21 protein-coding genes and 2 tRNA genes are annotated in these 21,365 nt (G+C 53.4%); 2 read left to right on the top strand and 21 right to left on the bottom strand.

What is annotated here, in order from left to right:
- The first annotated feature begins 60 nt into the window (after window positions 1–60).
- Together CHH67_RS23645 and CHH67_RS23640 are read left to right on the top strand one after the other, a co-directional pair.
- Complete coding sequence (locus CHH67_RS23645) at window positions 61–522, top strand: GNAT family N-acetyltransferase (protein ID WP_095267830.1); 462 nt, start codon at window positions 61–63, stop codon at window positions 520–522.
- A gap of 122 nt (window positions 523–644) precedes the next feature.
- Window positions 645–1,088, top strand: a complete 444-nt coding sequence (locus tag CHH67_RS23640; protein WP_095267859.1) for a spore coat protein — start codon at window positions 645–647, stop codon at window positions 1,086–1,088.
- Between the two features lie 115 nt (window positions 1,089–1,203).
- Here CHH67_RS23640 and trxB read toward each other — a convergent pair whose 3' ends face one another.
- From trxB to CHH67_RS23535, 21 genes are all read right to left on the bottom strand, one after another.
- Entirely contained in the window at window positions 1,204–2,157 is a 954-nt protein-coding gene (gene trxB, locus CHH67_RS23635; RefSeq protein ID WP_095267829.1) for a thioredoxin-disulfide reductase, read from the bottom strand.
- Between the two features lie 144 nt (window positions 2,158–2,301).
- On the bottom strand, window positions 2,302–3,981 hold the full coding sequence (locus CHH67_RS23630; protein ID WP_244908313.1) for a tetratricopeptide repeat protein: 1,680 nt from the start codon (window positions 3,979–3,981) through the stop codon (window positions 2,302–2,304).
- 144 nt (window positions 3,982–4,125) lie between these two features.
- Window positions 4,126–5,076, bottom strand: coding sequence for a ribose-phosphate diphosphokinase (locus CHH67_RS23625; RefSeq protein ID WP_095267827.1), 951 nt, complete (start codon window positions 5,074–5,076; stop codon window positions 4,126–4,128).
- Between the two features lie 169 nt (window positions 5,077–5,245).
- Window positions 5,246–6,070, bottom strand: coding sequence for a histidinol-phosphatase HisJ (gene hisJ / locus CHH67_RS23620; protein ID WP_095267826.1), 825 nt, complete (start codon window positions 6,068–6,070; stop codon window positions 5,246–5,248).
- Window positions 6,071–6,085: 15 nt separating this feature from the next.
- Window positions 6,086–6,799, bottom strand: a complete 714-nt coding sequence (gene hisIE / locus CHH67_RS23615) for a bifunctional phosphoribosyl-AMP cyclohydrolase/phosphoribosyl-ATP diphosphatase HisIE (RefSeq protein ID WP_095267825.1) — start codon at window positions 6,797–6,799, stop codon at window positions 6,086–6,088.
- Window positions 6,796–7,554 carry an imidazole glycerol phosphate synthase subunit HisF gene (hisF, locus tag CHH67_RS23610; RefSeq protein WP_095267824.1) on the bottom strand — a complete coding sequence of 253 codons (759 nt, stop codon included), beginning with the start codon at window positions 7,552–7,554 and terminating at the stop codon, window positions 6,796–6,798. Before hisF ends, hisIE begins: the two co-directional genes overlap by 4 nt.
- 30 nt (window positions 7,555–7,584) lie before the next feature.
- A complete protein-coding gene (gene hisA / locus CHH67_RS23605) occupies window positions 7,585–8,316 on the bottom strand; it encodes a 1-(5-phosphoribosyl)-5-[(5-phosphoribosylamino)methylideneamino]imidazole-4-carboxamide isomerase (protein WP_176475646.1) in 732 nt (243 codons plus the stop codon).
- A 106-nt stretch (window positions 8,317–8,422) separates the two neighbouring features.
- Window positions 8,423–9,034, bottom strand: coding sequence for an imidazole glycerol phosphate synthase subunit HisH (gene hisH, locus CHH67_RS23600; RefSeq protein WP_095267822.1), 612 nt, complete (start codon window positions 9,032–9,034; stop codon window positions 8,423–8,425).
- A gap of 3 nt (window positions 9,035–9,037) precedes the next feature.
- Entirely contained in the window at window positions 9,038–9,643 is a 606-nt protein-coding gene (gene hisB, locus CHH67_RS23595; protein ID WP_095267821.1) for an imidazoleglycerol-phosphate dehydratase HisB, read from the bottom strand.
- Entirely contained in the window at window positions 9,640–10,944 is a 1,305-nt protein-coding gene (hisD, locus tag CHH67_RS23590; protein WP_095267820.1) for a histidinol dehydrogenase, read from the bottom strand. Before hisD ends, hisB begins: the two co-directional genes overlap by 4 nt.
- A 145-nt stretch (window positions 10,945–11,089) precedes the next feature.
- A complete protein-coding gene (gene hisG / locus CHH67_RS23585; RefSeq protein WP_095267819.1) occupies window positions 11,090–11,728 on the bottom strand; it encodes an ATP phosphoribosyltransferase in 639 nt (212 codons plus the stop codon).
- A gap of 40 nt (window positions 11,729–11,768) precedes the next feature.
- The gene (locus CHH67_RS23580) at window positions 11,769–12,974 is read right to left on the bottom strand and encodes an ATP phosphoribosyltransferase regulatory subunit (protein WP_095267818.1); all 1,206 of its coding nucleotides are present in this window, start codon (window positions 12,972–12,974) and stop codon (window positions 11,769–11,771) included.
- 324 nt (window positions 12,975–13,298) lie between these two features.
- Entirely contained in the window at window positions 13,299–14,516 is a 1,218-nt protein-coding gene (locus CHH67_RS23575) for an acyltransferase (RefSeq protein ID WP_095267817.1), read from the bottom strand.
- Window positions 14,517–14,694: 178 nt separating this feature from the next.
- On the bottom strand, window positions 14,695–15,198 hold the full coding sequence (locus tag CHH67_RS23570; RefSeq protein WP_095267816.1) for an acyltransferase: 504 nt from the start codon (window positions 15,196–15,198) through the stop codon (window positions 14,695–14,697).
- Window positions 15,199–15,211: 13 nt separating this feature from the next.
- Window positions 15,212–15,859 carry a pyrophosphatase PpaX gene (gene ppaX / locus CHH67_RS23565; protein ID WP_095267815.1) on the bottom strand — a complete coding sequence of 216 codons (648 nt, stop codon included), beginning with the start codon at window positions 15,857–15,859 and terminating at the stop codon, window positions 15,212–15,214.
- A gap of 6 nt (window positions 15,860–15,865) precedes the next feature.
- A complete protein-coding gene (gene lgt / locus CHH67_RS23560; protein WP_095267814.1) occupies window positions 15,866–16,993 on the bottom strand; it encodes a prolipoprotein diacylglyceryl transferase in 1,128 nt (375 codons plus the stop codon).
- Window positions 16,994–17,006: 13 nt separating this feature from the next.
- Complete coding sequence (hprK, locus tag CHH67_RS23555; protein WP_095267813.1) at window positions 17,007–17,945, bottom strand: HPr(Ser) kinase/phosphatase; 939 nt, start codon at window positions 17,943–17,945, stop codon at window positions 17,007–17,009.
- A 531-nt stretch (window positions 17,946–18,476) separates the two neighbouring features.
- Window positions 18,477–19,601 carry an ABC transporter ATP-binding protein gene (locus CHH67_RS23550; protein WP_095267812.1) on the bottom strand — a complete coding sequence of 375 codons (1,125 nt, stop codon included), beginning with the start codon at window positions 19,599–19,601 and terminating at the stop codon, window positions 18,477–18,479.
- Between the two features lie 104 nt (window positions 19,602–19,705).
- Window positions 19,706–20,881, bottom strand: coding sequence for a PucR family transcriptional regulator (locus tag CHH67_RS23545; protein ID WP_244908312.1), 1,176 nt, complete (start codon window positions 20,879–20,881; stop codon window positions 19,706–19,708).
- Window positions 20,882–21,196: 315 nt separating this feature from the next.
- Window positions 21,197–21,269 (bottom strand) — tRNA-Lys (locus tag CHH67_RS23540).
- Window positions 21,270–21,273: 4 nt separating this feature from the next.
- Window positions 21,274–21,359 (bottom strand) — tRNA-Tyr (locus CHH67_RS23535).
- Between the last annotated feature and the right edge of the window lie 6 nt (window positions 21,360–21,365).

Below are 21,365 nucleotides of genomic sequence, written 5' to 3'. Positions count from 1 at the left end.
TAGAATGAGGATAAGTGATCCGATGCGAAGGAAACATTTTTTTCAATGAAAGGAGTCCCTATGCATATTAGAGAGCTGAACCCGGGCGAACCGCTTCCGCTGGAGCTGCTGCTGCTCGCTGACCCTTCGGAGCGGCTCGTCAAAGCATACACACAGCGAGGCCACTGCTACGTAGGCGAGATCGATGGCGCTGTCATCGGCGTCTATGTTCTGCTTCCGACCCGGCCGGATACGATGGAGCTGGTGAATGTTGCCGTTGCGGAGCACCTTCATGGACAGGGCTACGGCAAACAACTGGTCCGTCACGCCATTGCGCAGGCACGCCGTCATGGGTATGCCACCCTTGAGGTCGGAACCGGAAGTACAAGCATCGCCCAGCTGGCCTTGTATCAAAAATGCGGATTTCGTATGACCGGCATTGATCGTGATTTTTTCGTCCGGCATTATGAAGAGGCCATTTACGAGAATGGCATGCGACTGCGCGATATGGTGCGGTTGTCGCTGGATCTCTACAGCCATTGACTTCGCTTCCGCTAGGCACACTTCTCCTGTCCTCTGAATAGGCTATCGCATACCGAATATGTGGAGGAGAATGATACGTGACGAGCAAGGAAGCCCCTAAGCATTTGGCCTGGCATGAAACGATGGAAATGCACGAATTAACCGCATTCCAGACAAACTATCTGATGAAATTCAAGATGTGTCTGGGCGACATTAAAGATTCGGAACTGCGTGCGCTGTACACCGAAGCGATCAAAGGTATTGAAATGAACCTGAAAGAGCTGCTGCAGTTTTTCCCTGAGGCGCCTGTCGGCATGCGCAACCTGTCCGAAGCGGATATGACCGCCTTCTACGCTGCCCAGCTGCTGATCTTTGCCAAGACCTCGGTCCGCAACTATGCCATCGCCATTACCGAGACAGCGACCCCTAGACTGCGCGACACCTTGAAGAAACAGCTGAACAACGCGATTGATCTGCATGCCAAAGTGTTCCATTTCATGCATGCCCGCAGTCTCTATCCTGCATACAATCTCAAGCAGCTGCTGACCAATGACGTCAAGAACGCCAACAAAGCTTTAAGCATGTAAGAAGCCTTCCTCCTCTTTCCTGCCTTCAGATGTGAACAAGGGGCAGTCCCGAAAGGTCCGTTTAGACTTTTCGGGACTGCCCCTCTGTGATTTACTGTATGCCAGCACCTGTGCCTTACTTGTTCAGCGTCTCGCTCCAGTCATGCACCATATGGCCTTCCAGGTACTTCTCGCAGTCCATGGCAGCCATACAGCCCGAGCCTGCGGCCGTAATCGCCTGCCGGTATCTTGTATCCTGGACGTCTCCACAAGCGAATACGCCCGGAATGTTCGTTTCCGTCGTGCCTGGCTTCACCTGAATGTAGCCGGCTGCATCCGTTGTAATTTGGCCGCCGAGGAACCCGGTGTTTGGTGTATGACCGATTGCAACGAACACGCCTTCGGCTTCGATCAATTCTTCCTCGCCGGTCTCGTTGTTGCGGACCTTCAGCCCCTTCACACCGGTTTCATGCGTAACGACCTCCAGCGGAGTGCGGTCCAGCGCCCACTGGATTTTCTCATTCTCACGGGCACGGTCCTGCATAATCTTGGAGGCTCTCAGCTCCGAGCGGCGATGAACAACCGTGACCGACGATGCAAAACGCGTCAGGAAGCTGGCTTCCTCCATTGCAGAATCGCCGCCGCCAATGACCACAATGCGCTTGCCGCGGAAGAAGAACCCGTCACAGGTTGCACAGGTGCTGACTCCGCGTCCCACATTCTCCTGCTCTCCCGGAATGCCGAGATATTTAGCAGAAGCGCCGGTCGATATAATGACCGTTTCCGTCAGCAGCTCGCCGACACCCTCCACATTGACCTTGAATGGACGCTGGGAGAGATCAACCGACTCCACCCACGCGCTCTTGAATTCAGCGCCAAAACGCTCCGCCTGCTTGCGCATGTTATCCATTAGCTCAGGCCCCATAATGCCGTCCGGGAAACCCGGAAAGTTCTCGACTTCAGTGGTCGTGGTCAACTGACCCCCTGGCTGTAATCCTTCAATGACAAGCGGCTTCAGATTCGCGCGTGCCAGATAGATGGCCGCCGTTAAACCGGCTGGCCCCGTTCCGATTACGATGGATTTATACATCGCTGTGTGCCTCCTTTATGTCATCACTGTTCGCTTTTATACAATTTATTCCTGAAATGCGGGAAATACCCGCATATTGGCTCTCTCCGTCGCACGCCTACGTTAAGTATTCACTCATAAGGCCGCTTTGCAAGCTTATTCTTGCTAGATTTTTTCCGTAAAAGGATGGAAACGATCATCGGATGACGGCTCCGGGTCGCATACATTATGGATTTGGCGCGCATAACGGCTGACCGTTGACGGGGAGACCCCGTATTGCGCAGCGGCCTGCTGATAAGTGACGGCTCGTCCACGCCTCTTCGCTACCAAATAGGCAAGCGCCGCCGCCCAGCCCTCCGTATTGCGGATATTCGGTATGTTCGGATACTGGCGGCTCAAATAGTCTGACCACAGATGCTCCAGTTCCTTCTCCCAGTATGGGTCCGTACCCTTCTCCTTGTTCTCGGCCGCCTTGACAAGCACTTCCTTCCACTCCGGAAGCCAGTCGGGAAGAACCTCACGGCTTCGGACAGCCGGCTCGCGTTCCTCAGAGCGCTCCTGAAGCCGGCTTGCTGCCGTCTCCATCTGCTGCAGCGCCAGCCGGGCCGCATGTTTAAGCTCCGGTGGCTCGCCAGGTTCCTGCAGAAAGGACAGCAAGGCGTGCCGCACCTCTTCATCCGCGATAAGCTCCAGCGTCCGGATCACCTGCAGCTTGGTCTGCGGATCCCCATGCCGCAGCGCCCAGAAGAAGGACGAGCGGATGAGCGGATTCTGCCGGGCTTCCTGAGTCAGCCGCTCCCCGTCCAGCTCCAGGTGCTTGAGCTGTTCATCAAAGGGCAGATGATAATGGTAACTGACCTTAATCTGATCGCTGCCCATCTTCCTCATCTGCTGCAGCTGCATTAAATAGAACGGCGGGATTACCGATTCCGGATCCAGCTTCGCCGCTTGACGCCAATACTTCTCCGCTGCCTCATAACGGCCGCTGTTGCTAGCGGCTGCCGCCGTATAATGATACAGGCTCGGGTCTCCGTTAAACCCTTCATCAGTGAGCAGGCGGCGGAAATGCCGATAGGCGATCTCGTGCTGGCCAAGAATGCCCATCGTCGTTGCCAGCTTGAACACATGCTCCATATGGAACGGCACGGTGACCGACAGCATGTCCATCAGCTTGTCACGCATCTGTGTGTTTCCTTCATGCTGATAGAAAATTGCCAGGTTGCACAGGCCGTGCAGGTTGCCCGGCTCCTGCTCAAGCGCATCGCCGATGGTACGTTTGGCCGTGTCGAATCGGCCCATATAATAATAGGCTAACGCCAGATTGTTCCGCGCCGCCAGGAAATCCGGATGTTCGCTGACGATTTCCTCCAGCAGCTTCACCGCTTGCGCGAACTTGCCTTCCTCCAGCAGTTCCCGCGCCCGCTCATGCTCGACCATGCCTTCACGGCTTTTGATGCGGCTGGGCTTGGCCGGGCGGCTCAGCTCATGTTGAAGAAGCTCCATCATTTCCTCCGCCTCATCCAGAAACTGACCGTTCGGATCCTCCTCCAGATAGGTGATGAGCGCTTCCTCTGCTTTTTCATACTGCTCCATATTGGCATAGTTGTTTGCCATATAGAAGTAGCATTCGGTCATGGACGGATCCACCTGCTCCAGAATGTGCCTCAGCACTTCATTGGAAGCCGTGTAATCCCCTGTCTCTGATAATATACCCGCCATGTTGCAATGATTGACCGGATTGTCCGGCTCATACTCAACCGCTTTACGAAAATATTTCAATGCCTTGTCATATTGGTAACGATCCAGCGCGCGAACCGCCCGATCGAAGAAAAAGTTGGCTGTCATTTCGATAGGTATAACATTATGCGGATCGTACGATCCGTTGTGATTCTCACTCACGGAAGCAAGGCCACCTCCTTTAACTTGCTCCTCTATCCACAACAGTATAACATAACTAACACAATCATTTGCAGAAAAAAGACACCAGCTTTACACGCCGGCGTCCTTGAACAGGGTAGCAATCGAGCCGCCCTCCATTATGATATGTGTCGCCCTCGCGAGCATCGGTGCAACAGACAGTACTCTGAGGCGATCTGTGCTGGGGTGATCCGGCAGCGCAATCGAGTCTGTAACCACGATTTCCCCGATATGGGCATGATCCAGCTTCTCCAGCGCCGAGCCGGAGAACAGCCCGTGCGTCGCACAGACGATGGCATCCTTGGCCCCCCGATCCTTCAAGCTTTCCACAACCTGGACAATCGTCGTTCCCGTGTCGATCAGATCCTCGATAATAATCGGGGTGCGGTCTCTCACATCCCCGATCACATGCGTGATCACTGCCTGATTATGCGCCGGACGCTGCTTGACCATCATGGCGAAGGGCGAGCCGAGGCGGCTCGCCAGCTTCTCAGCCGTTCTGGCCCGTCCCGCATCTGGCGATACCACGACAGGATGATCGATATCCTTGCTGTTCAAGTACTCGGTGATGAGGTCAAGCGCGGTCAGATGATCGACCGGAATGTTGAAGAATCCCTGTATGGCAGGCGCATGCAGATCCATCGTAATGACGCGCGAAGCGCCCGCCGTTGTCAGCACATCAGCCACCATCTTCGCCGATATCGGTTCACGCGGCGCCGATTTCCGCTCTTGTCGGGCATAGCCATAGTACGGCACAATGATGTTGATCGTTCTGGCCGAGGCCCGCTTGGCCGCATCAATCATGACCAGCAGCTCCACAAACATCTCATTGATCGGGTGAGAGAACGACTGCAGTAGGAACACATCGCAGTTTCGTATGCTTTCTTCATAATGCACGTAGATTTCCCCGCTTTTGAAGCGGGAGATCGTGACCTTGCCCAGTTCCACACCCAGCTGCTGGCTAATCCTTTCGGCTAGACCCGGATTGGACGTTCCGGCAAACAATCGAAATTCTCGATACATGGGGGGCCTCCTGGAGAAATGAATTGGTTGACGCATATGCTCTAGACGTGAAAGCGCTGTCGCTAAATCAGGCTGTTCCCGCCTCCATCACCGCCAATTGATACGGTTGGAGAGGAGAACAGCCGTCCGCTTCTGTGTATCGTTCTTCCTGTATTATACATCGAAAAGGTTAGGTTTCAAAAGGCACCATTTCACGCTTCCGCTCGCGGAAGGTTGCCAGTGCCGTTACGCCGAGCTCCGCCAGCAGCGCTCTGGCCTTGTCCAGATGCTCGCCAAGCTTCAATGGCTGATGGGCATCCGAGCCAAGCGTCAGCGGAATGCCTAGCGAGATGGCTTCCTCCAGCATGCGACGGCTTGGAAACATTTCCGCACAGTCCTTAGACAGTCCGGATGCATTCAGCTCCATCGCCTTCCCGCTCTTGGCCACAGCCGCCAGCGCCGCTTTCTCCAGCGCAATCACTTCCGGTTCATGCTCCTTGCCAGGGCCGTACCCGAAGCGTTTAATCACATCAAGATGGCCCATAATGTCATAGAAGCCGGTCGCAACAGCCTTCTGAACCGCATCATAGTACTGGCGGTAGACCTCCAGCGGGTCTTTCCCTTCCCAGCCTGCGGTCTGGCGGTAATCCGTAATATCCCACTCGCCAAGAAAATGCACCGAGCCGATGACATAATCCCAAGGATATCCGTTCACGATCCGCTCAATTTCCTCCTCGCAGCCTTCGATATAATCACCTTCAAGACCTACCCGCACCTCGATCTGGCCCTTATACCGTTCCTTCAGCTGCAAGCATTCCTCAACATAACGCGGAAGCTCCGACATCGGCATCGCCATCTCCGGATAGTAACGATCCGGATCAACATGGAGCAGCGGCATGTGATCGGATAGCCCGATATGATCCAGGCCAAGCTCAATCGCCCGCTGCACATATTCCTCAAGCTGTCCCTGTGCATGCCCGCACCGGGCATGGTGGGTATGGTAGTCGATTCGCATGAATGCTACAGCCCCCTAATCCCGGCGCGGCCGTTCGTGACGGCGGGCCAGCTCGTCCATAATGTCATCCAGCGGAAGCTTTCGCTCCTGCAGCAGCACCAGCAGGTGATAGATGAGATCGCTGACTTCAAGCCTTAGCTCGGCGTTATCTTTATTTTTTGCGGCGATGATGGTCTCCGCCGTCTCCTCGCCGACTTTTTTCAATATTTTATCTACACCTTTATCAAACAGATACGTCGTGTAGGCCCCTTCCGGACGCTCGGCCTCCCGCTGTGCAATAATCGCCTCCAGCTCGCCGAGAACGGCGAAGCGGTCTGCCACACCTGCTGTACTTGAGCTGGACTCTTGAACAGGCTCGCTGCCGTCCTGGCGCTGCATCACAACGGGGTTGTGGAAGCACGTGATCTTGCCTGTGTGACAGGCCGGACCCTTCGGCTTGACCTGAATCAACAGCGTGTCCCCGTCACAGTCATAATCGATCGATACGACGGCTTGCGTGTTGCCCGAGGTTCCTCCCTTATGCCACAGCTCCTGGCGCGAACGGCTCCAGAACCAGGTGTCCCCGCTTTCCAGCGTCAGACGAAGCGACTCCTGATTCATATAGGCCATCATCAGCACTTGTCGCGTATCCGCATCCTGAATGATGGCAGGAACCAAGCCCCCCTCATCCCAGCGGATATTCTCCACTGCCTGCTCAAACGTCACGGCTTTATTCCGTTGATCACTCATCGTATGTCCACTCCCTTCCCGCTCAGATGCTGCTTCAGCTCCGGAATCGAGATCTCCTTATAGTGGAAGATCGTTGCGGCAAGGCCTGCATCGGCCTTCCCTGTTGTAAATACATCGTAGAAATGCTCTTCTTTCCCGGCTCCGCCTGAAGCGATCACCGGAATGCTGACCGAGGAAGATACGGCGGAAGTCAGCGGCAGATCGAAGCCATCCTTCGTCCCGTCCGCATCCATACTCGTCAGCAGGATTTCACCGGCCCCGAGCGATTCCGCCTGCCGTACCCAGTCCAGCGCCTTGATGCCGGAAGGCGTACGGCCGCCGTGGGTGTATACTTCCCATTCGCCCCATGCCTCGTTATATTTGGCATCCACCGCAACAACGATGCATTGGGAGCCGAATTTACGCGCGCCTGCCGAGATCAGCTCGGGCTGCTTAACTGCAGCGGTATTGATGCCGATCTTGTCGGCACCCGCACGCAGGATCCGCTTCATATCATCCACGGAGGAAATGCCGCCGCCAACCGTAAACGGAATGGCAATCTCCCCGGCGGTCTTGCGCACAACCTCCTCCATGGTGGCCCGCCCTTCAACCGAAGCCGAGATGTCCAGAAACACCAGCTCGTCAGCGCCCTCGCGGTCATATAATGCCGCCAGCTCAACAGGGTCCCCTGCATCGCGGAGGTTCACAAAGTTAACGCCCTTCACCACCCGGCCGTCCTTAACATCAAGACAAGGAATAATCCGTTTTGCCAGCATGATTTCGCCTTCTTCCCATTAATCTATTTCTTATCCGAGCTTTGCCACAGCCTCGCGCAAATCGATATTGCCGGTATATAGCGCTTTGCCCACGATAGCGCCGCCGATGCCGTCGCCATGGTGCTTGCTGAGCGCCACCAGATCGTCCAGCTGCGTTACTCCGCCCGAAGCAATCACGGTGCGCCCGCTCGCTTGTGCCAGCGAGACAATGGCCTCTACATTCGGACCCTGCATCATACCGTCGCGGGAAATGTCCGTGAATATAAACGTTTCCGCTCCTTTGGCCGCCAGCTCCTTCGCCAGCTCGTCTGCCTTCACCTCGGAGGTTTCCAGCCAGCCGCGTGTCGCTACATAACCGTCCCGGGCATCAATGCCTATGGCGACTTTATCGCCATATTGTCCGAGCACCCGCTCGGTAAACTCCCGGTCCTCAATCGCAGCCGTTCCGATAATGACCCGGCTGACGCCGAGCGACAGCAGACGCTCCACGTCTGCCAGCGTCCGCAGCCCGCCGCCTACCTGCACCGGCACGTTCAATTGAGAGGCAATCTGACCGATCACCTCATCGTTGACCGGATGGCCGGCCTTCGCCCCATCCAGATCCACCAGATGGATGAACTGCCCGCCTTGCTCTTCCCATGCTTTGGCCGCTGCCAGCGGACTATCGTTGTATACCGTCTCCTGGTTGTAGTCTCCCTGCACCAGCCGCACACACTTCCCGCCGCGAATGTCGATCGCGGGATATATGATAAATGAGGACACAAGCAACCCTCGCCTTCACGTTATTTTGTGGATCGAACGACCATCATGGAACGTGAGCCGTTGCTCAATGCACAACCGCCCACGTCCCCTACGCATTGTCTCGTTTCTACCTCGTCAGCGCCAGGAAATTGCGCAGCAGACTCATGCCCAGCTCCCCGCTCTTCTCCGGATGAAACTGCATCCCGTGCACATTGCCGCGACCGACAATCGCTGTTACCGGACGGCCGTAGTCCGTCACGGCAAGCAAATCGGATGATTGGTCAGGCAGAACATGATAAGAGTGGACAAAATACACATGCCCTTCCTGAAGCCCTGCAAACAGCGGATGCTCCGGCTTCGTAAACGTCAGGCTGTTCCATCCCATATGCGGCACCTTGTACGCTCCGCTCTCAAAGCGAACCACCTGACCGGGCAGTATGCTCAGCCCCTCGTGGTGACCATGCTCCTCGCTCTTGCTAAAGAGCAGCTGCATGCCAAGGCATATGCCCAGCAACGGCTTTCCAAGCTCGGCCGCCTCCTTCATGACCTTATCCAGCGACGTGGCACGAAGCTGCTCCATCGCATCGCCGAATGCGCCGACTCCCGGCAAAATAATGCCATCCGCTGCGAGAATCTCCTCCCGCTTCCCGGTCACAAGCGGCTCGTCCCCGAGGCGTTCCACCGCTTTGCTTACGCTGTGCAGATTACCCATCCCGTAATCTACGATCGCAATCGCCATCGTTTACAGCACTCCCTTCGTTGAAGGAACTCCCGTCACACGCGGATCTATGCTGGTGGCTTCATCGAGCGCCCGTCCGAGCGCCTTGAACACCGCTTCGATCATATGATGTGTATTCTGTCCGTAATGGACAATGACGTGCAGCGTCATCCGGGCTTCCAGAGCCAGCTTCCACAGAAACTCGTGCACAAGCTCCGTATCGAAGGAGCCTGCCTGCCCCGAAGGGTACTCGGCACGATATTCAAAATGCGGCCGGTTGCTCATATCAATAACAACCTGCGCCAGCGCCTCATCCATCGGCACAAAGACGCTCGCATAGCGTTTGATTCCCTTTTTGTCCCCAAGCGCTTCGCGGATCGTCTGCCCGAGGCAAATTCCGATATCTTCAACGGTATGATGGTCATCAATCTCGATATCTCCCTTGGCTTGTACGTGGAGATCGAAATGACCGTGCTTGGTGAACAGATCCAGCATATGATTCAGGAACGGAACGTCCGTCTCCAGGTTGGAAACGCCGGTTCCATCCACGTTGAATTTTAATGTAATGTCGGTTTCATTGGTTTTGCGGCTTACACTGGCTGTGCGACCGCTTGTCTCATAACTGCTCACTTCGTTGTCCCCCCTGTATTTCGCTCTTGATCCAGCCGAATGCCGATGGCACGGGCGTGTCCTTCCAGCCCTTCGCGCCGGGCCAGCTCCATGATCGTCTCACCGTCGCGAAGCAGCGCTTCCTTGCTGTAATAGATCAAGCTCGATTTCTTAATAAAATCGTCCACATCCACAGGTGAAGCAAATCGGGCCGTGCCATTCGTCGGAATAATATGGTTCGGACCGGCAAAATAATCCCCGACAGGCTCGGAGCTGTATGGCCCCAGGAAGATCGCTCCGGCATTCTCAATCTGACCGACAATCGCCATCGGCTCCTTCGTTACAATCTCCAGATGCTCTGGCGCGAGCCGATTGATGATATCAATCGCATCCGTCAGCGAATCGGTCACGACCGCTGCTCCGTAAGAATCCATCGAAGCCCTGGCAATGTCACGGCGCGGCAGCAGCTCCAGCTGTCGCTCCACCTCGGCTGACACGGCCTCCGCCAGACTGAGGGACGGCGTGACCAGAATAGCGGAAGCCATCTCGTCATGCTCGGCTTGGGACAGCAGATCGGCAGCTATGTACGAAGGGTCCGCCCCTTCTTCCGCCAGCACTGCGATTTCGCTTGGTCCTGCGAGACTGTCAATATTAACGGCCCCATATACCTCTCGTTTGGCAAGCGCCACATAGATATTGCCCGGCCCGCATATTTTATCCACCGGCTGGATGGTCTCCGTTCCGTAGGCAAGTGCGGCAATCGCCTGGGCACCGCCAACCCGGTACATCTCCGTGACACCAGCCTCGGCTGCGGCGACCAGAATGTACGGGTTAATGCCCATCTCTCCTCCGCTAGCCGGCGGAGTCACCATGACGATCTCCGGTACACCCGCTACCTGCGCGGGAATCACGTTCATCAGCACGGAGGAGGGGTAGGCTGCTTTCCCCCCTGGCACGTACACACCGACCCGCCGAAGCGGGCGAATGATCTGGCCGAGGATGCTTCCGTCCGCCTGAAAATCCATCCAGGATTGGCGCTTCTGCTTATCATGATAAGCGCGAATCCGGTCTGCCGCCGCCCGGATCGCCGTCACAAAGGACGGCTCTACCCGCTCATAAGCGGCCTGCATTTCGGCCTCGGTTACGCGCAGTCCGGACGCCTCCAGCTTGACGCGATCCAGCTGCTCGGTATACCGCAGCAGTGCGATATCCCCTTCGGCTCGTACGCTGTTCACGATGCTTTTTACCGTTTCATTCTGCTCAGGTGTCCCGTAATCATTCTCGCGCTTCAGCTGAAAGTCACGCGCAGATACCACTCTCACCTTCAACACCTCCTGAAGTTCAGACCTTATATGCTCTGCAAGCGATATTTCATAATATCAGCACATCGTGCCGCTCTCTTCCCATCCGATGCTAGCTTCGTTGGGACAATCCCTAACTGTAGCATCAGCATGCTATCCGTTTCCATTAGAGCTGTGCCCCTGCGTTAATCACCTGCTGCAATCGGTCGCATAGCTGCTGGATTTCCGCATTCTTCATCCGATAACTGACCCGATTGGCAATGAGCCGGCTCGTAATCTCGAAGATGCTGTTCAGTTCAACCAGCCCATTCTCGCGCAAGGTCTGTCCGGTCTCCACCATATCGACAATCCGATCTGCAAGTCCGATCAGCGGCGCTAGTTCAATTGAACCGTTCAGCTTAACGACCTCGACCTGCTGTCCCTGTTCACGAAAATATTGCGAGGCAACATTCGGATACTTGGTCGCTACCCGCTGACGTATGCCCGGCGTCCAATCCGGCAGTGCAATGACGGACATCCGGCAACGGGCAATGCCCAGATCAAGGAGCTCATACACGTCCTTCTTCTCCTCCATCAGCACATCTTTGCCGACGATGCCAATATCGGCCACTCCATACTCGACATAGGTCGGAACGTCCACCGGCTTGGCCAAGATGAACTCCATTCCCGCCTCAGGCAGGGGAATGACCAGCTTGCGCGTCTCATCCACATCCAGTGGAATCGGGAGACCCGCAGCGCGGAACAGCGCAGATGCTTTTTTATAGATACGCCCTTTAGGCATGGCAACCTTCAACACTTCCGCCATCATGCATCCTCCTCCCTGTATATCGTCCATTCACACTCATCTATTTGAAAGTAATAATTTCCTGATAACCTTTATTGAGCAGTTTGCCCGCAGCCGGCGGTTGATGTTCATTCTGACCAGCCACCTCGCTATGGTCGTTCTCCTCTATAACAGAGGTTACCGCAATATAACCTTGGGCACGCAGCTCTGTTGCCTTCTGCAGCCCTTCCTTGCGGAAGGCTGGCGTATACTGCACGAGAATCGGCCGTTCCTCTGGAATATCGGTTCCGGATACGCCGTCCAGTATGCGATTCGTCTTCAAGGCAAAGCCAGTTGAAGGCACTGCACGCCCAAACTGCCGCAGCAGCTTGTCATAGCGTCCCCCGCTGGCCACCGGAGAGCCCAGCTCGGCAGCATAGCCCTCAAAGATCATACCCGTGTAATAAGAGAAATCGCCAATCATCGTCAGGTCAATCATAACATGCTCAGACACCTCATACGCATCCAGCACTTCAAGCACCTTGCCCAGATGGCGAATGGAGCTCTGAGCCAGTGTATTGCCGCTCAGCGATTGCGCATGTTCAAGGGCTTCGCGGCCGCCGCGAAGCTTCAGCACGCCATCCAGCTTGCCCGCCTGTTCTTCGGGCAGATTCAGCCGCTCAATGGTACCTCGATAGCCCACATAATCCCGGTTTAACAGATCCTGCTTCAGGCTGCCCTGGTCCTCGGCCCGCTCCGGAAGCACCTCCTGCAGAAGGCCGTTCAGGAAGCCCATATGGCCCATTGCGATTTTGAACCTGGCGACACCGGCCGCCTTCAATGACTCGATGGCCAGAGCGATCACCTCGGCATCCGCCTCCGGGGAATCGTCCCCGACAAGCTCCACCCCAGTCTGAAAAAACTCCGACTCGCGGCCGGCTTCTTCTTCAATCGCCCGGAATACATTGGCATGGTAGGACAAGCGTATTGGCAGTGGCTCCTCCTTCAACAGCGAAGATACAACGCGCGCAATCGGCGACGTCATATCCGAACGGAGGACCATCGTGGTGCCTCTGTTATTCAACAATTTGAACAATTTCTGATCCGACGTCGAGCTTGCCACGCCCACCGTATCATAATATTCCATCGTAGGTGTCATGATCTGCCGGTAGCCCCAGCGGTCCATACACGCAAGAACTTCTCGTTCAATCCGGCGCAGCTTGGCAACCGCGTGCGGGAGGTAATCCCGGACACCGGCTGGTTTTTCGAAGCCTTTCGGTTTAGACATACTACACCACCTCTATATCTTCATTGCGTTAAAGCGCTAATTTGCTAACAAATTAAAGGATATTCGATATATTAACATACAAAGCTTACATCCGTCAATGGCACGGCATCACGGCCTACAAACGTTCATTACCCCCTGTAATCTTGAACTACAACGAACAAAGCCACACTAGTAATATTATCATTTTCGGCACCTTTTTTGCTTCTTTGCAGAAAATCCGAACCTACGCCAAAAAGCTGCTCGCACCAGCGAACAGCTTGCATAATAACAGGCAGGCCTCATCATGATGAGACCTGCCCTGTGTTGATTATTGGAGCAAATGAGTTACAGATCCACCGACTTCTTGCCATCTCCGGCCACGGTGTCTTTCCGATCCGCCCGAGTCCGAGGCGCCGGCTTGAGGGAGCGCGGCACGCTGCCGAGCAGCACCCAAACCCCCGGCACCCATCTCATCAGCAATTGGACAACGACCCCGCTGACAAGCAGCGCCGTAATAAATCCGCCGTAAATCCAGATCAGATAATCATCGGTAACCGGATTTAGTTTAGGGTCATATTCCCGGTAGAGGAACAGCCACAGCGGATGCACCAGATAGATCGCAAACGACAGCTCCCCGATGCGCGTCAGCAGCGCAACGATCCGCTTCCAGCCGCTGTTATAGAGCCAGCTGGCCAACTGCATCAGCACGATCGCCGAGAAGACGGTGTGCATATTCCAGAGCAGCTCATACAGCAAGGAGTCGTATCTCGCGCTATACAATCGGTTGTTGTACCATATCTGAACATGCGCCAGCGCCAGCGCCAGCCAGCCCAGCCATATGAAGACAGTTACCGTCCTCTGCCTTGCGCTCTGCTGCTTCCAGGTTGAACTGAACCATCCCTTGAACTTATCATAATGCATGGCCACATATGCGCCGAGCATGTAATAGGCGATATAAGAGATCGACAAACTTCCCTTGTACGTGATCTGGAACTCATACTTGTTCAGTATAATAAAGCCCCATTGCAGCAAGAAGCCAATCGGCACCGCCCACCGGACCAAGAACCGGGACGACTTGAACAACTTAAGGAATATCGGGAACAGTATATAGAACTGTAAGCTGATAAATACAAAGTATAAGTGCGTATAGTTCTGACCGCGAGCCAGCCGTTCGAAAAAGACCGGCATCTGAGCCCATAGATCAAGCGAGCTATTCAGCAAACCGTTCTGGTACAAGCGAACAAAGAAATAAATGATCGAGAACAGCAGATACGGAAGCAGAATATACAATAGCCGCCGTTTGTAGAAGTTCTTGATCAAATCCTTCGTCAGCGGCCTGTCGATATAGTTATAGAACAGAACAAAGCTGCTCAGGAAAATAAATGAAGGCGTGCCATACTTAAAAAAGATATTTAAAAAGTTAATAATGTAGTAGAATCGCGATTCGGTTGCAGCAACCGTAGCAAACGACGTCGCATGAACATGAAGAACGCCTATAATCGCCAGCGCTCGAAAAATGTCCAGGTGCGGCAGTCGTTCCTTCTTTATGGAATTTCCGCTCATACCAATAAAATCTCCTTTTGTATAGAATCAAGGAAGCGGGGCATACCTGCCAAAAAATCTTAAAAGTCCCGCAGGACTGTTCGTCAAGCCTGGGGACCTCTCATTAGCATTTTTCCCTATTACCTTCCTCATTCTACTATAAAACGGACAGCATGGGAACCTATGACCACGAATTGCCTTAGGTGGGCTCATCTCCCGAGCCCTTCGTCAGCACCCGCAGCGGGTTCCCGCCCACAAATGTGCCCGCAGCCACGTCCTTATGCACAACCGATCCGGCAGCCACCACGGCGCCGTCTCCAATCGTCACCCCGGGCAGAATGGTCGAATTCGCTCCAATCATCACGTTCTCTCCAATGATGACGTCACCGAGACGGTACTCCTTAATCAAGTACTCGTGAGCAAGAATGGTCGTGTTATATCCGATGATCGAATTATCGCCTACCGTAATCTTCTCGGGAAAAAAAACATCCACCATCACCATGAGCCCAAACGCCGCATGCTTGCCCACCTTCATGCCAAGGATGTGTCGATATATCCAGTTCTTAACGGATAGCACCGGACAATAGCGGGCGATCTGGATGAAGACAAAGTTTTTGACCCCTTTGAAGGGGCTCACGGTACGGTATATTTGCCACAATGCATTAGGCCCTTCCACCGGATGCCGGGTTACGTTTCTGGCCATGCCGTCAAAACCTCTATTCCTTGTGAAGTCCGATAATGTCGTACAGATCCCTCATATCGTTGATGATATAGTCCGGTCCGTACTCCTGAAGTTTGTCCACGCCCTTAAGTGACCAAGCGACAGCCGCCGCCTTCACGCCTGCTGCTTTGGCAGACTGAATGTCCACCGGGCTGTCCCCGATCATTAAAGTTGTCTCCGGATCACATCCAAGCTGCTCCACAGCGGTCAGCACAGGCTCTGGATGAGGCTTCGGATGCTCCACATCGTTCACAGTGACAACAGCCGACATATACGGCTCCAGTCCGAACTTCTCCAGTGTCATCATCGTAGACGGACGAATCTTCGTCGTCACCACACCGAGGCGAAGCCCGTGCGCATGCAGCCGCTCCACCACTTCATTCACATGCGGAAATGGCCGGACCATCTCATCATGATGCACCGAGTTGAAGGCGCGGTAGGCCTTCACGAAATGGGACACGTCTTCCTCGCCCGAAAAAGCTTGCAGCTGATGCTCCAGCGTCGTGCCCATATGGGGAATAATCTGCTCCCTTGTGAGCGGCCCTGATTCCCGCTGTTCAAACACATGAATAAAAGAAGAGATGATCAGTTCGTTTGTATCAATAATCGTGCCGTCCAAATCAAACAGTACGGTTTCAATCATGCTGATTTACTCCTTTTTGTCCTCCGAATCCAGGCTTTCGCTCACATCCGGAGTATCCTCCCTGCCAGCCTCGGTACGCTGCGCTGGTGGCTGGTTAATGTTAGTTCTCTCTCTCACTTCATTCGGCTCAGCTGCAGCTGTCGTTTGCTGCGGTTTGGATGGTGCAGCCTCTCCCTTGCGCAATTCGGCTTCCGGCGTTGGTGCTGTGCTGGTGTCCGCCTTGGTTGATACAATTGGATCCAGATAGCGCTCATTCGCTCTGCCTGTTACCCTGCGGAAGATAATCAGGGCAATCCCGACGACAACGAACAATATGGATAAGAGCTGCGATATACGGACGTTGCCGTAGGCAGGATCCAGAAAGCCTTGCTCAAAGCCCATCCAGGTCATCGGGCTCCACAGTCCATTGACGAAATCAGCCAGGCCGCTTGCGCCTCTGAATGCCAGACTGTCTGTACGGACAGCTTCAATGAAGAAGCGACCGATGGAATACCAGATGAAATATCCGATAAACAATTCTCCGGCCCGAAGGAACTTTTGTCTGCGGATAATAAAGATCAGAATAATACCAACCACATTCCACAAAGATTCATACAGGAAGGTTGGATGATGGAATACGCCCTGTACATTCATTTGGTTCACAATGAAGTCAGGCAGTCGGAGCGTCTCACGCAGGAAGGATTCCTCTACCGGGCCTCCGTATGCTTCCTGATTGACAAAATTACCCCAGCGGCCAATAATCTGGCCGGCAAGCAGGGATGGGGCGCAAATATCTGCAATGCGCCAGAAGTTATATCCTTTGCGGCGAACGTAGATGACCGCGCAGATGATCGCACCGATCAGCGCGCCAAAGATCGCAATGCCGCCCTCCCATATTTTGAACACATCCAGGAAATTGTCCTGATAGTCTTCCCATTTAAAGGCGACATAATATATCCTCGCTCCGATGATAGCCGAGGGAACGCCGAGCAACAGCAGATCCATAAAGAATTCCTGGGGAATGGAGAATCGCTTTCCCTCCTGGATCGCCAGCAGAAGCCCTGCAAGCGCACCGAGTCCCAGTATAAGCCCATACCAGTGAACAGACAGCGTTCCGATGGAGAACGCCACCGGATTGATCAGCAGTGATGACATTTAGAAATACCTCCTAATCCAAATCATCCATATCTTCGGCGATCGTCGCCGTCAGTTTATTGGTAAACTGTAATGCTGCATTCAGTCCCATTTGCTTCAATCTGTAGTTCATCGCTGCTACCTCAATGATGACCGCAAGGTTTCGTCCTGGCCGTACCGGAATCGTGACCAACGGGATATCCGTATCTATGATGCGTGTTGTTTCCTCGTCCAGACCCAGGCGATCATACTGTTTGTCCTGCTGCCACGCTTCCAGACGGACGACCAGCGTAATTCGCTTGTTGTTCCGCACGGCGCCCGCACCAAACAAGGTCATCACATTAATAATGCCGACCCCGCGAATCTCAAGCAGATGCCGAATCAGCTCAGGCGCGGTCCCGTGAAGCTGAAAATCTGACGTTTGGCGAATTTCGACCGCATCGTCAGCAATCAGCCGATGTCCGCGCTTCACCAGTTCAAGTGCGGTCTCGCTTTTGCCGATACCGCTGGTTCCCGTGATCAGCATACCCACGCCGTACACATCACATAGAACGCCGTGGATCGTCGTCGTTGGTGCCAGTCTCCGCTCCAGAAAGCTCGTAAAGCGGCTTGTTAGAATCGTCGTTGCCATGCTGCTGCGAAGCACAGGCAGTCCTTTTTCGTTGCTGACCTCCACCAGCTCCTGAGGAACTTCAAGCGAACGCGTCACCACGATACATGGCGTCTCGTCCGTGCACAGTCTGCGCATCCGGTCCTTGCGCTCCTCCGGCTTCAACATCCCAAAAAAAGCCAGCTCTGTCCGCCCCAGAAGCTGAACTCTCTCGCGTGGGTGATATTCAAAATACCCTGCCATTTCCAGACCCGGTCGATTCAAATCATCCGTAGTGATCTGCCGTTTCAAACCTTCCTCGCCTGAGATGACCTCAAGCTGGAATTGCTGTACCAGCTCTGACACTTTTACTTTTTTGGCCATGGTCTTACCCCTTTTCTTCTGCTTTTCTGCCGCTGTATTGTAGACGGTGAGCTTCCCGTAGCAGTTAGTATTGGCAGTCTGCCCTGGTTTGCTGCACTTTCGCTTCCGTCGCGTTCCTCGTATGCCTGCGGAACCCGTTGAAGTACTGCATCATTGTACCTGAATTGCACATATAATCATGCTGCCTATGTAAGCTATGTAAGTGAGCTCGTTCTCGGCTGCCTTATTTGGATATCATTAAAATAAGATGCTACACCTCATTTTACCATGTGTTGATGCCGCATCATACTCAAGATTCATAAACCTTGGAATCAGGCCGACCGCATAGCGCAAAGCTCATTACCTTCATCACTCCATACTTGTATCTTCATATAGGCCTGTTTCTGCTTATCTTATAGGAAATAAAGCCCGAATGCAATCGCGCTCGGCTTGGGCAGCCCCTCGGCACAGCAAGGATAATTCCGCATATTACCTTAATAAAATAAGAAAACCGTCCCCCAAAAGGGACGGTTCTTCGAAAGTGGTCGCTAATTAGTCAACCAACAGTACATTCAACTCGGATTCTTTATCAAAGATATGAACTTTGTTCATATCGATCGCCAGCTTCACATTGTCGCCTTCGCGTGTAGTGGAACGTCCGTCCACACGACCGATTACTGTATCCGTGCCCAGTCCGCTGAGGTACAGGAGCATTTCGTGACCCAGGTTCTCGGTTACATCAACTTTGGCGCTGAACACAGAGTTCGGGGAAGCTTCCAGGAATACTGGCTCTTCATGGATATCTTCAGGACGAAGACCCATAATAACTTCTTTACCGATCAAGGATTTATTCTTCAGCAGCTGTGCTTTGCCACCAGGAATTTGTACGTTCAGGCCTTCGGAAGTGAAGAATACGCCTCCGTCCTGCTCGGACAACGTACCGTTAATAAAGTTCATTGTTGGGGATCCGATGAAGCCCGCAACGAACATATTTACAGGGTGGTTATACAGCTCTTCAGGAGAAGCGGCTTGTTGAATAATGCCGTCCTTCATAACAACGATCCGATCACCCATCGTCATCGCTTCGATCTGGTCATGCGTTACGTAGATACAAGTTGTCTCAAGACGTTTAACCAGCTTCGTGATTTCCGCACGCATCTGACCACGAAGTTTCGCATCCAAGTTGGAAAGTGGTTCGTCCATCAAGAACACTTGAGGATCACGGACGATCGCACGGCCCAAAGCGACACGCTGACGCTGACCGCCGGACAGAGCCTTAGGCTTACGATCCAGCAAATGCTCGATATCGAGGATTTTAGCTGCTTCACGTACACGTTTGTCGATTTCGTCTTTTTTCACTTTGCGGAGTTTCAAACCGAATGCCATGTTTTGATACACGTTCATGTGCGGATACAAGGCGTAGGATTGGAATACCATCGCGATGTCGCGATCTTTCGGTGCTACGTCATTCACGACGCGGTCGCCGATGTACAGCTTTCCATCCGAAATCTCTTCCAGTCCAGCAATCATCCGAAGCGTAGTGGACTTACCGCAACCGGAAGGTCCTACCAATACGAGAAACTCTTTATCTTTAATATCAAGATTAACGTCAACTACGGTTGGTTTGTCGGAACCTGGGTATTTCTTGTAAATATGCTCTAAACGTACACCTGCCATGTGCATTTGCCCCCTCATAGGAATGTTATGAAATCGAATACATTTGATAATTCTATATTACCCTATAGGCTCCTGGCTTGCTATACACAATCTGCACAAAAAACCTATTTCCTTTTCGTCACTTTATACAATAGCAATGTCATTTTTACCAGAACTGCATCACTGAAGCTCCGGACATCAAGCCCGGTCTCCTGTTTAATCTTGTCCAGCCGATACAGCAAGGTGTTTCTGTGGATATAAAGATGCTTAGCCGTCTCGCTCACGTTACAGTCCAGTTCAAAAAACGACTCCAGTGTAGACAACGTCTCACTATCCTCAAACAGCTCCGTATGCAAAGCGGCATATTCCTGCAAAAAACGGTTACGCTGGGCTTCCGGAATGCTGAATATGAGGCGCTCAAGATGAAGACCTGTGGACAAGTGAATATGCTCCTTAACACGGAAGACGCGTCCGATGGCCATCGTTTCTCTCAGCTTATGAAGCACCGAGGGCAGCCCTTGCCTCGCATCCACGGGCGGAATGGCGGCGATGTGAAAATCTCCAACCCACTCCGTCGAGATTAGCTCGTACAATCCCATGCAGAATAGGGATAGCAGATCCTGGTCTGCCTCCACTGCTGAATCCTCTTTCTCATCCGCTAGGCCGCCGGCAAGCAGATCCTGACTCGCCAGAACCATCCATTCTTTCTGCTGCAGAGGAATAAGCAGGACTTCTCCGTCAAAGTAGCTCTTCAGCAAGCGCTGAAGCGCCTTGTATCCCGTCACCCCAGAGCTCTCACTCTCATTGGTCAGCAAAAAAGGAACCATGTTCTCCTTCAATCTGAGCTGCCGCAGTTCTGCCGGAAGCGCTGCATGAAGCGCTCCTTCCCGGACCTGTTCCATCAACCAATCTCCAAGCTGACGGGCCTGGCGTTCCTCATCCGCCTTTCCGGCACCTTTGCCTTTAAGGGCTTGGCCGTCCTCCTGAAGACTGGATAACCACAACTTCATTAATCCGACCTCAGAGGGGGTCAACACATCCCTTGGCGCCGTAATCACTGGAATGGGCTTCTGCAGATGGAGTGGAATCCATAGTTCATTCTCTTTGTTATTGTCGTAAACGCCGTTAGTCGGAGCAACAGCAGCCTCGTCAAGGTCGGCATCCCTGTTCTGTTTCTCGGATACAGCCTGAAGCACAGCTTCGCTCTCCTGATCATCCAATATTCGATAGCCAAGCGAAACACCCAGCACCTGCTCAAGTGTCTGAACAATAAGATCCTTCTCCACCATTGCTGTTCCCACCACTTTATTGTTTTTTCTTATTTTAGCATAATCATGCGGTACAACAACAACCGGCCGCAAGGACATCCTTCATGATTGCAGTTTTAGCTGGAACGGGAATAACGAAGGGTTCGTGAGGAGCTTAAGTATATTAAGTATAGATTCTGCCTAACTGAATAGTTACGGGCATATAATAAATTTGATACCTCAAGAAGATGAGATGCGAGGCTGTTGATACCAGAAGTGCAACCTTGTTGGGGGAGGTTTAAAAAGGAAAGGGCGAGCATAAGATCACTGAAAATAATAAAAAGCCGCCAACATCGTTGACGACTTTGATGAGCCATGAAGGACTCGAACCTTCGACACCCTGATTAAAAGTCAGGTGCTCTACCAACTGAGCTAATGGCTCTTACTGGTGGAGGCTGATGGATTCGAACCACCGAACTCGTACGAGAACAGATTTACAGTCTGCTGCGTTTGGCCACTTCGCTAAGCCTCCATAAAA

It is taken from the genome of Paenibacillus campinasensis (assembly GCF_002272015.1).
Lineage (GTDB): Bacteria > Bacillota > Bacilli > Paenibacillales > Paenibacillaceae > Paenibacillus_AQ > Paenibacillus_AQ campinasensis.
This window is presented reverse-complemented; position numbering and strand designations above follow the sequence as displayed.

What these genes read in the sequence shown, in the direction of transcription:
- lgt (WP_095267814.1), bottom strand. Translation starts at nt 16,993, where the DNA reads ATGTCATCACTGCTGATCAATCCGGTGGCGTTCTCCATCGGAACGCTG.
- ppaX (WP_095267815.1), bottom strand. Translation starts at nt 15,859, where the DNA reads ATGATTGAAACCGTACTGTTTGATTTGGACGGCACGATTATTGATACA.
- hisG (WP_095267819.1), bottom strand. Translation starts at nt 11,728, where the DNA reads ATGGCGGAAGTGTTGAAGGTTGCCATGCCTAAAGGGCGTATCTATAAA.
- CHH67_RS23640 (WP_095267859.1), top strand. Translation starts at nt 645, where the DNA reads ATGGAAATGCACGAATTAACCGCATTCCAGACAAACTATCTGATGAAA.
- trxB (WP_095267829.1), bottom strand. Translation starts at nt 2,157, where the DNA reads ATGTATAAATCCATCGTAATCGGAACGGGGCCAGCCGGTTTAACGGCG.
- CHH67_RS23580 (WP_095267818.1), bottom strand. Translation starts at nt 12,974, where the DNA reads ATGTCTAAACCGAAAGGCTTCGAAAAACCAGCCGGTGTCCGGGATTAC.
- CHH67_RS23570 (WP_095267816.1), bottom strand. Translation starts at nt 15,198, where the DNA reads ATGGCCAGAAACGTAACCCGGCATCCGGTGGAAGGGCCTAATGCATTG.
- hisF (WP_095267824.1), bottom strand. Translation starts at nt 7,554, where the DNA reads ATGCTGGCAAAACGGATTATTCCTTGTCTTGATGTTAAGGACGGCCGG.
- hprK (WP_095267813.1), bottom strand. Translation starts at nt 17,945, where the DNA reads ATGGCCAAAAAAGTAAAAGTGTCAGAGCTGGTACAGCAATTCCAGCTT.
- CHH67_RS23630 (WP_244908313.1), bottom strand. Translation starts at nt 3,981, where the DNA reads ATGACAGCCAACTTTTTCTTCGATCGGGCGGTTCGCGCGCTGGATCGT.
- CHH67_RS23625 (WP_095267827.1), bottom strand. Translation starts at nt 5,076, where the DNA reads ATGTATCGAGAATTTCGATTGTTTGCCGGAACGTCCAATCCGGGTCTA.
- CHH67_RS23575 (WP_095267817.1), bottom strand. Translation starts at nt 14,516, where the DNA reads ATGAGCGGAAATTCCATAAAGAAGGAACGACTGCCGCACCTGGACATT.
- CHH67_RS23550 (WP_095267812.1), bottom strand. Translation starts at nt 19,601, where the DNA reads ATGGCAGGTGTACGTTTAGAGCATATTTACAAGAAATACCCAGGTTCC.
- hisJ (WP_095267826.1), bottom strand. Translation starts at nt 6,070, where the DNA reads ATGCGAATCGACTACCATACCCACCATGCCCGGTGCGGGCATGCACAG.
- CHH67_RS23645 (WP_095267830.1), top strand. Translation starts at nt 61, where the DNA reads ATGCATATTAGAGAGCTGAACCCGGGCGAACCGCTTCCGCTGGAGCTG.
- hisIE (WP_095267825.1), bottom strand. Translation starts at nt 6,799, where the DNA reads ATGAGTGATCAACGGAATAAAGCCGTGACGTTTGAGCAGGCAGTGGAG.
- hisH (WP_095267822.1), bottom strand. Translation starts at nt 9,034, where the DNA reads ATGGCGATTGCGATCGTAGATTACGGGATGGGTAATCTGCACAGCGTA.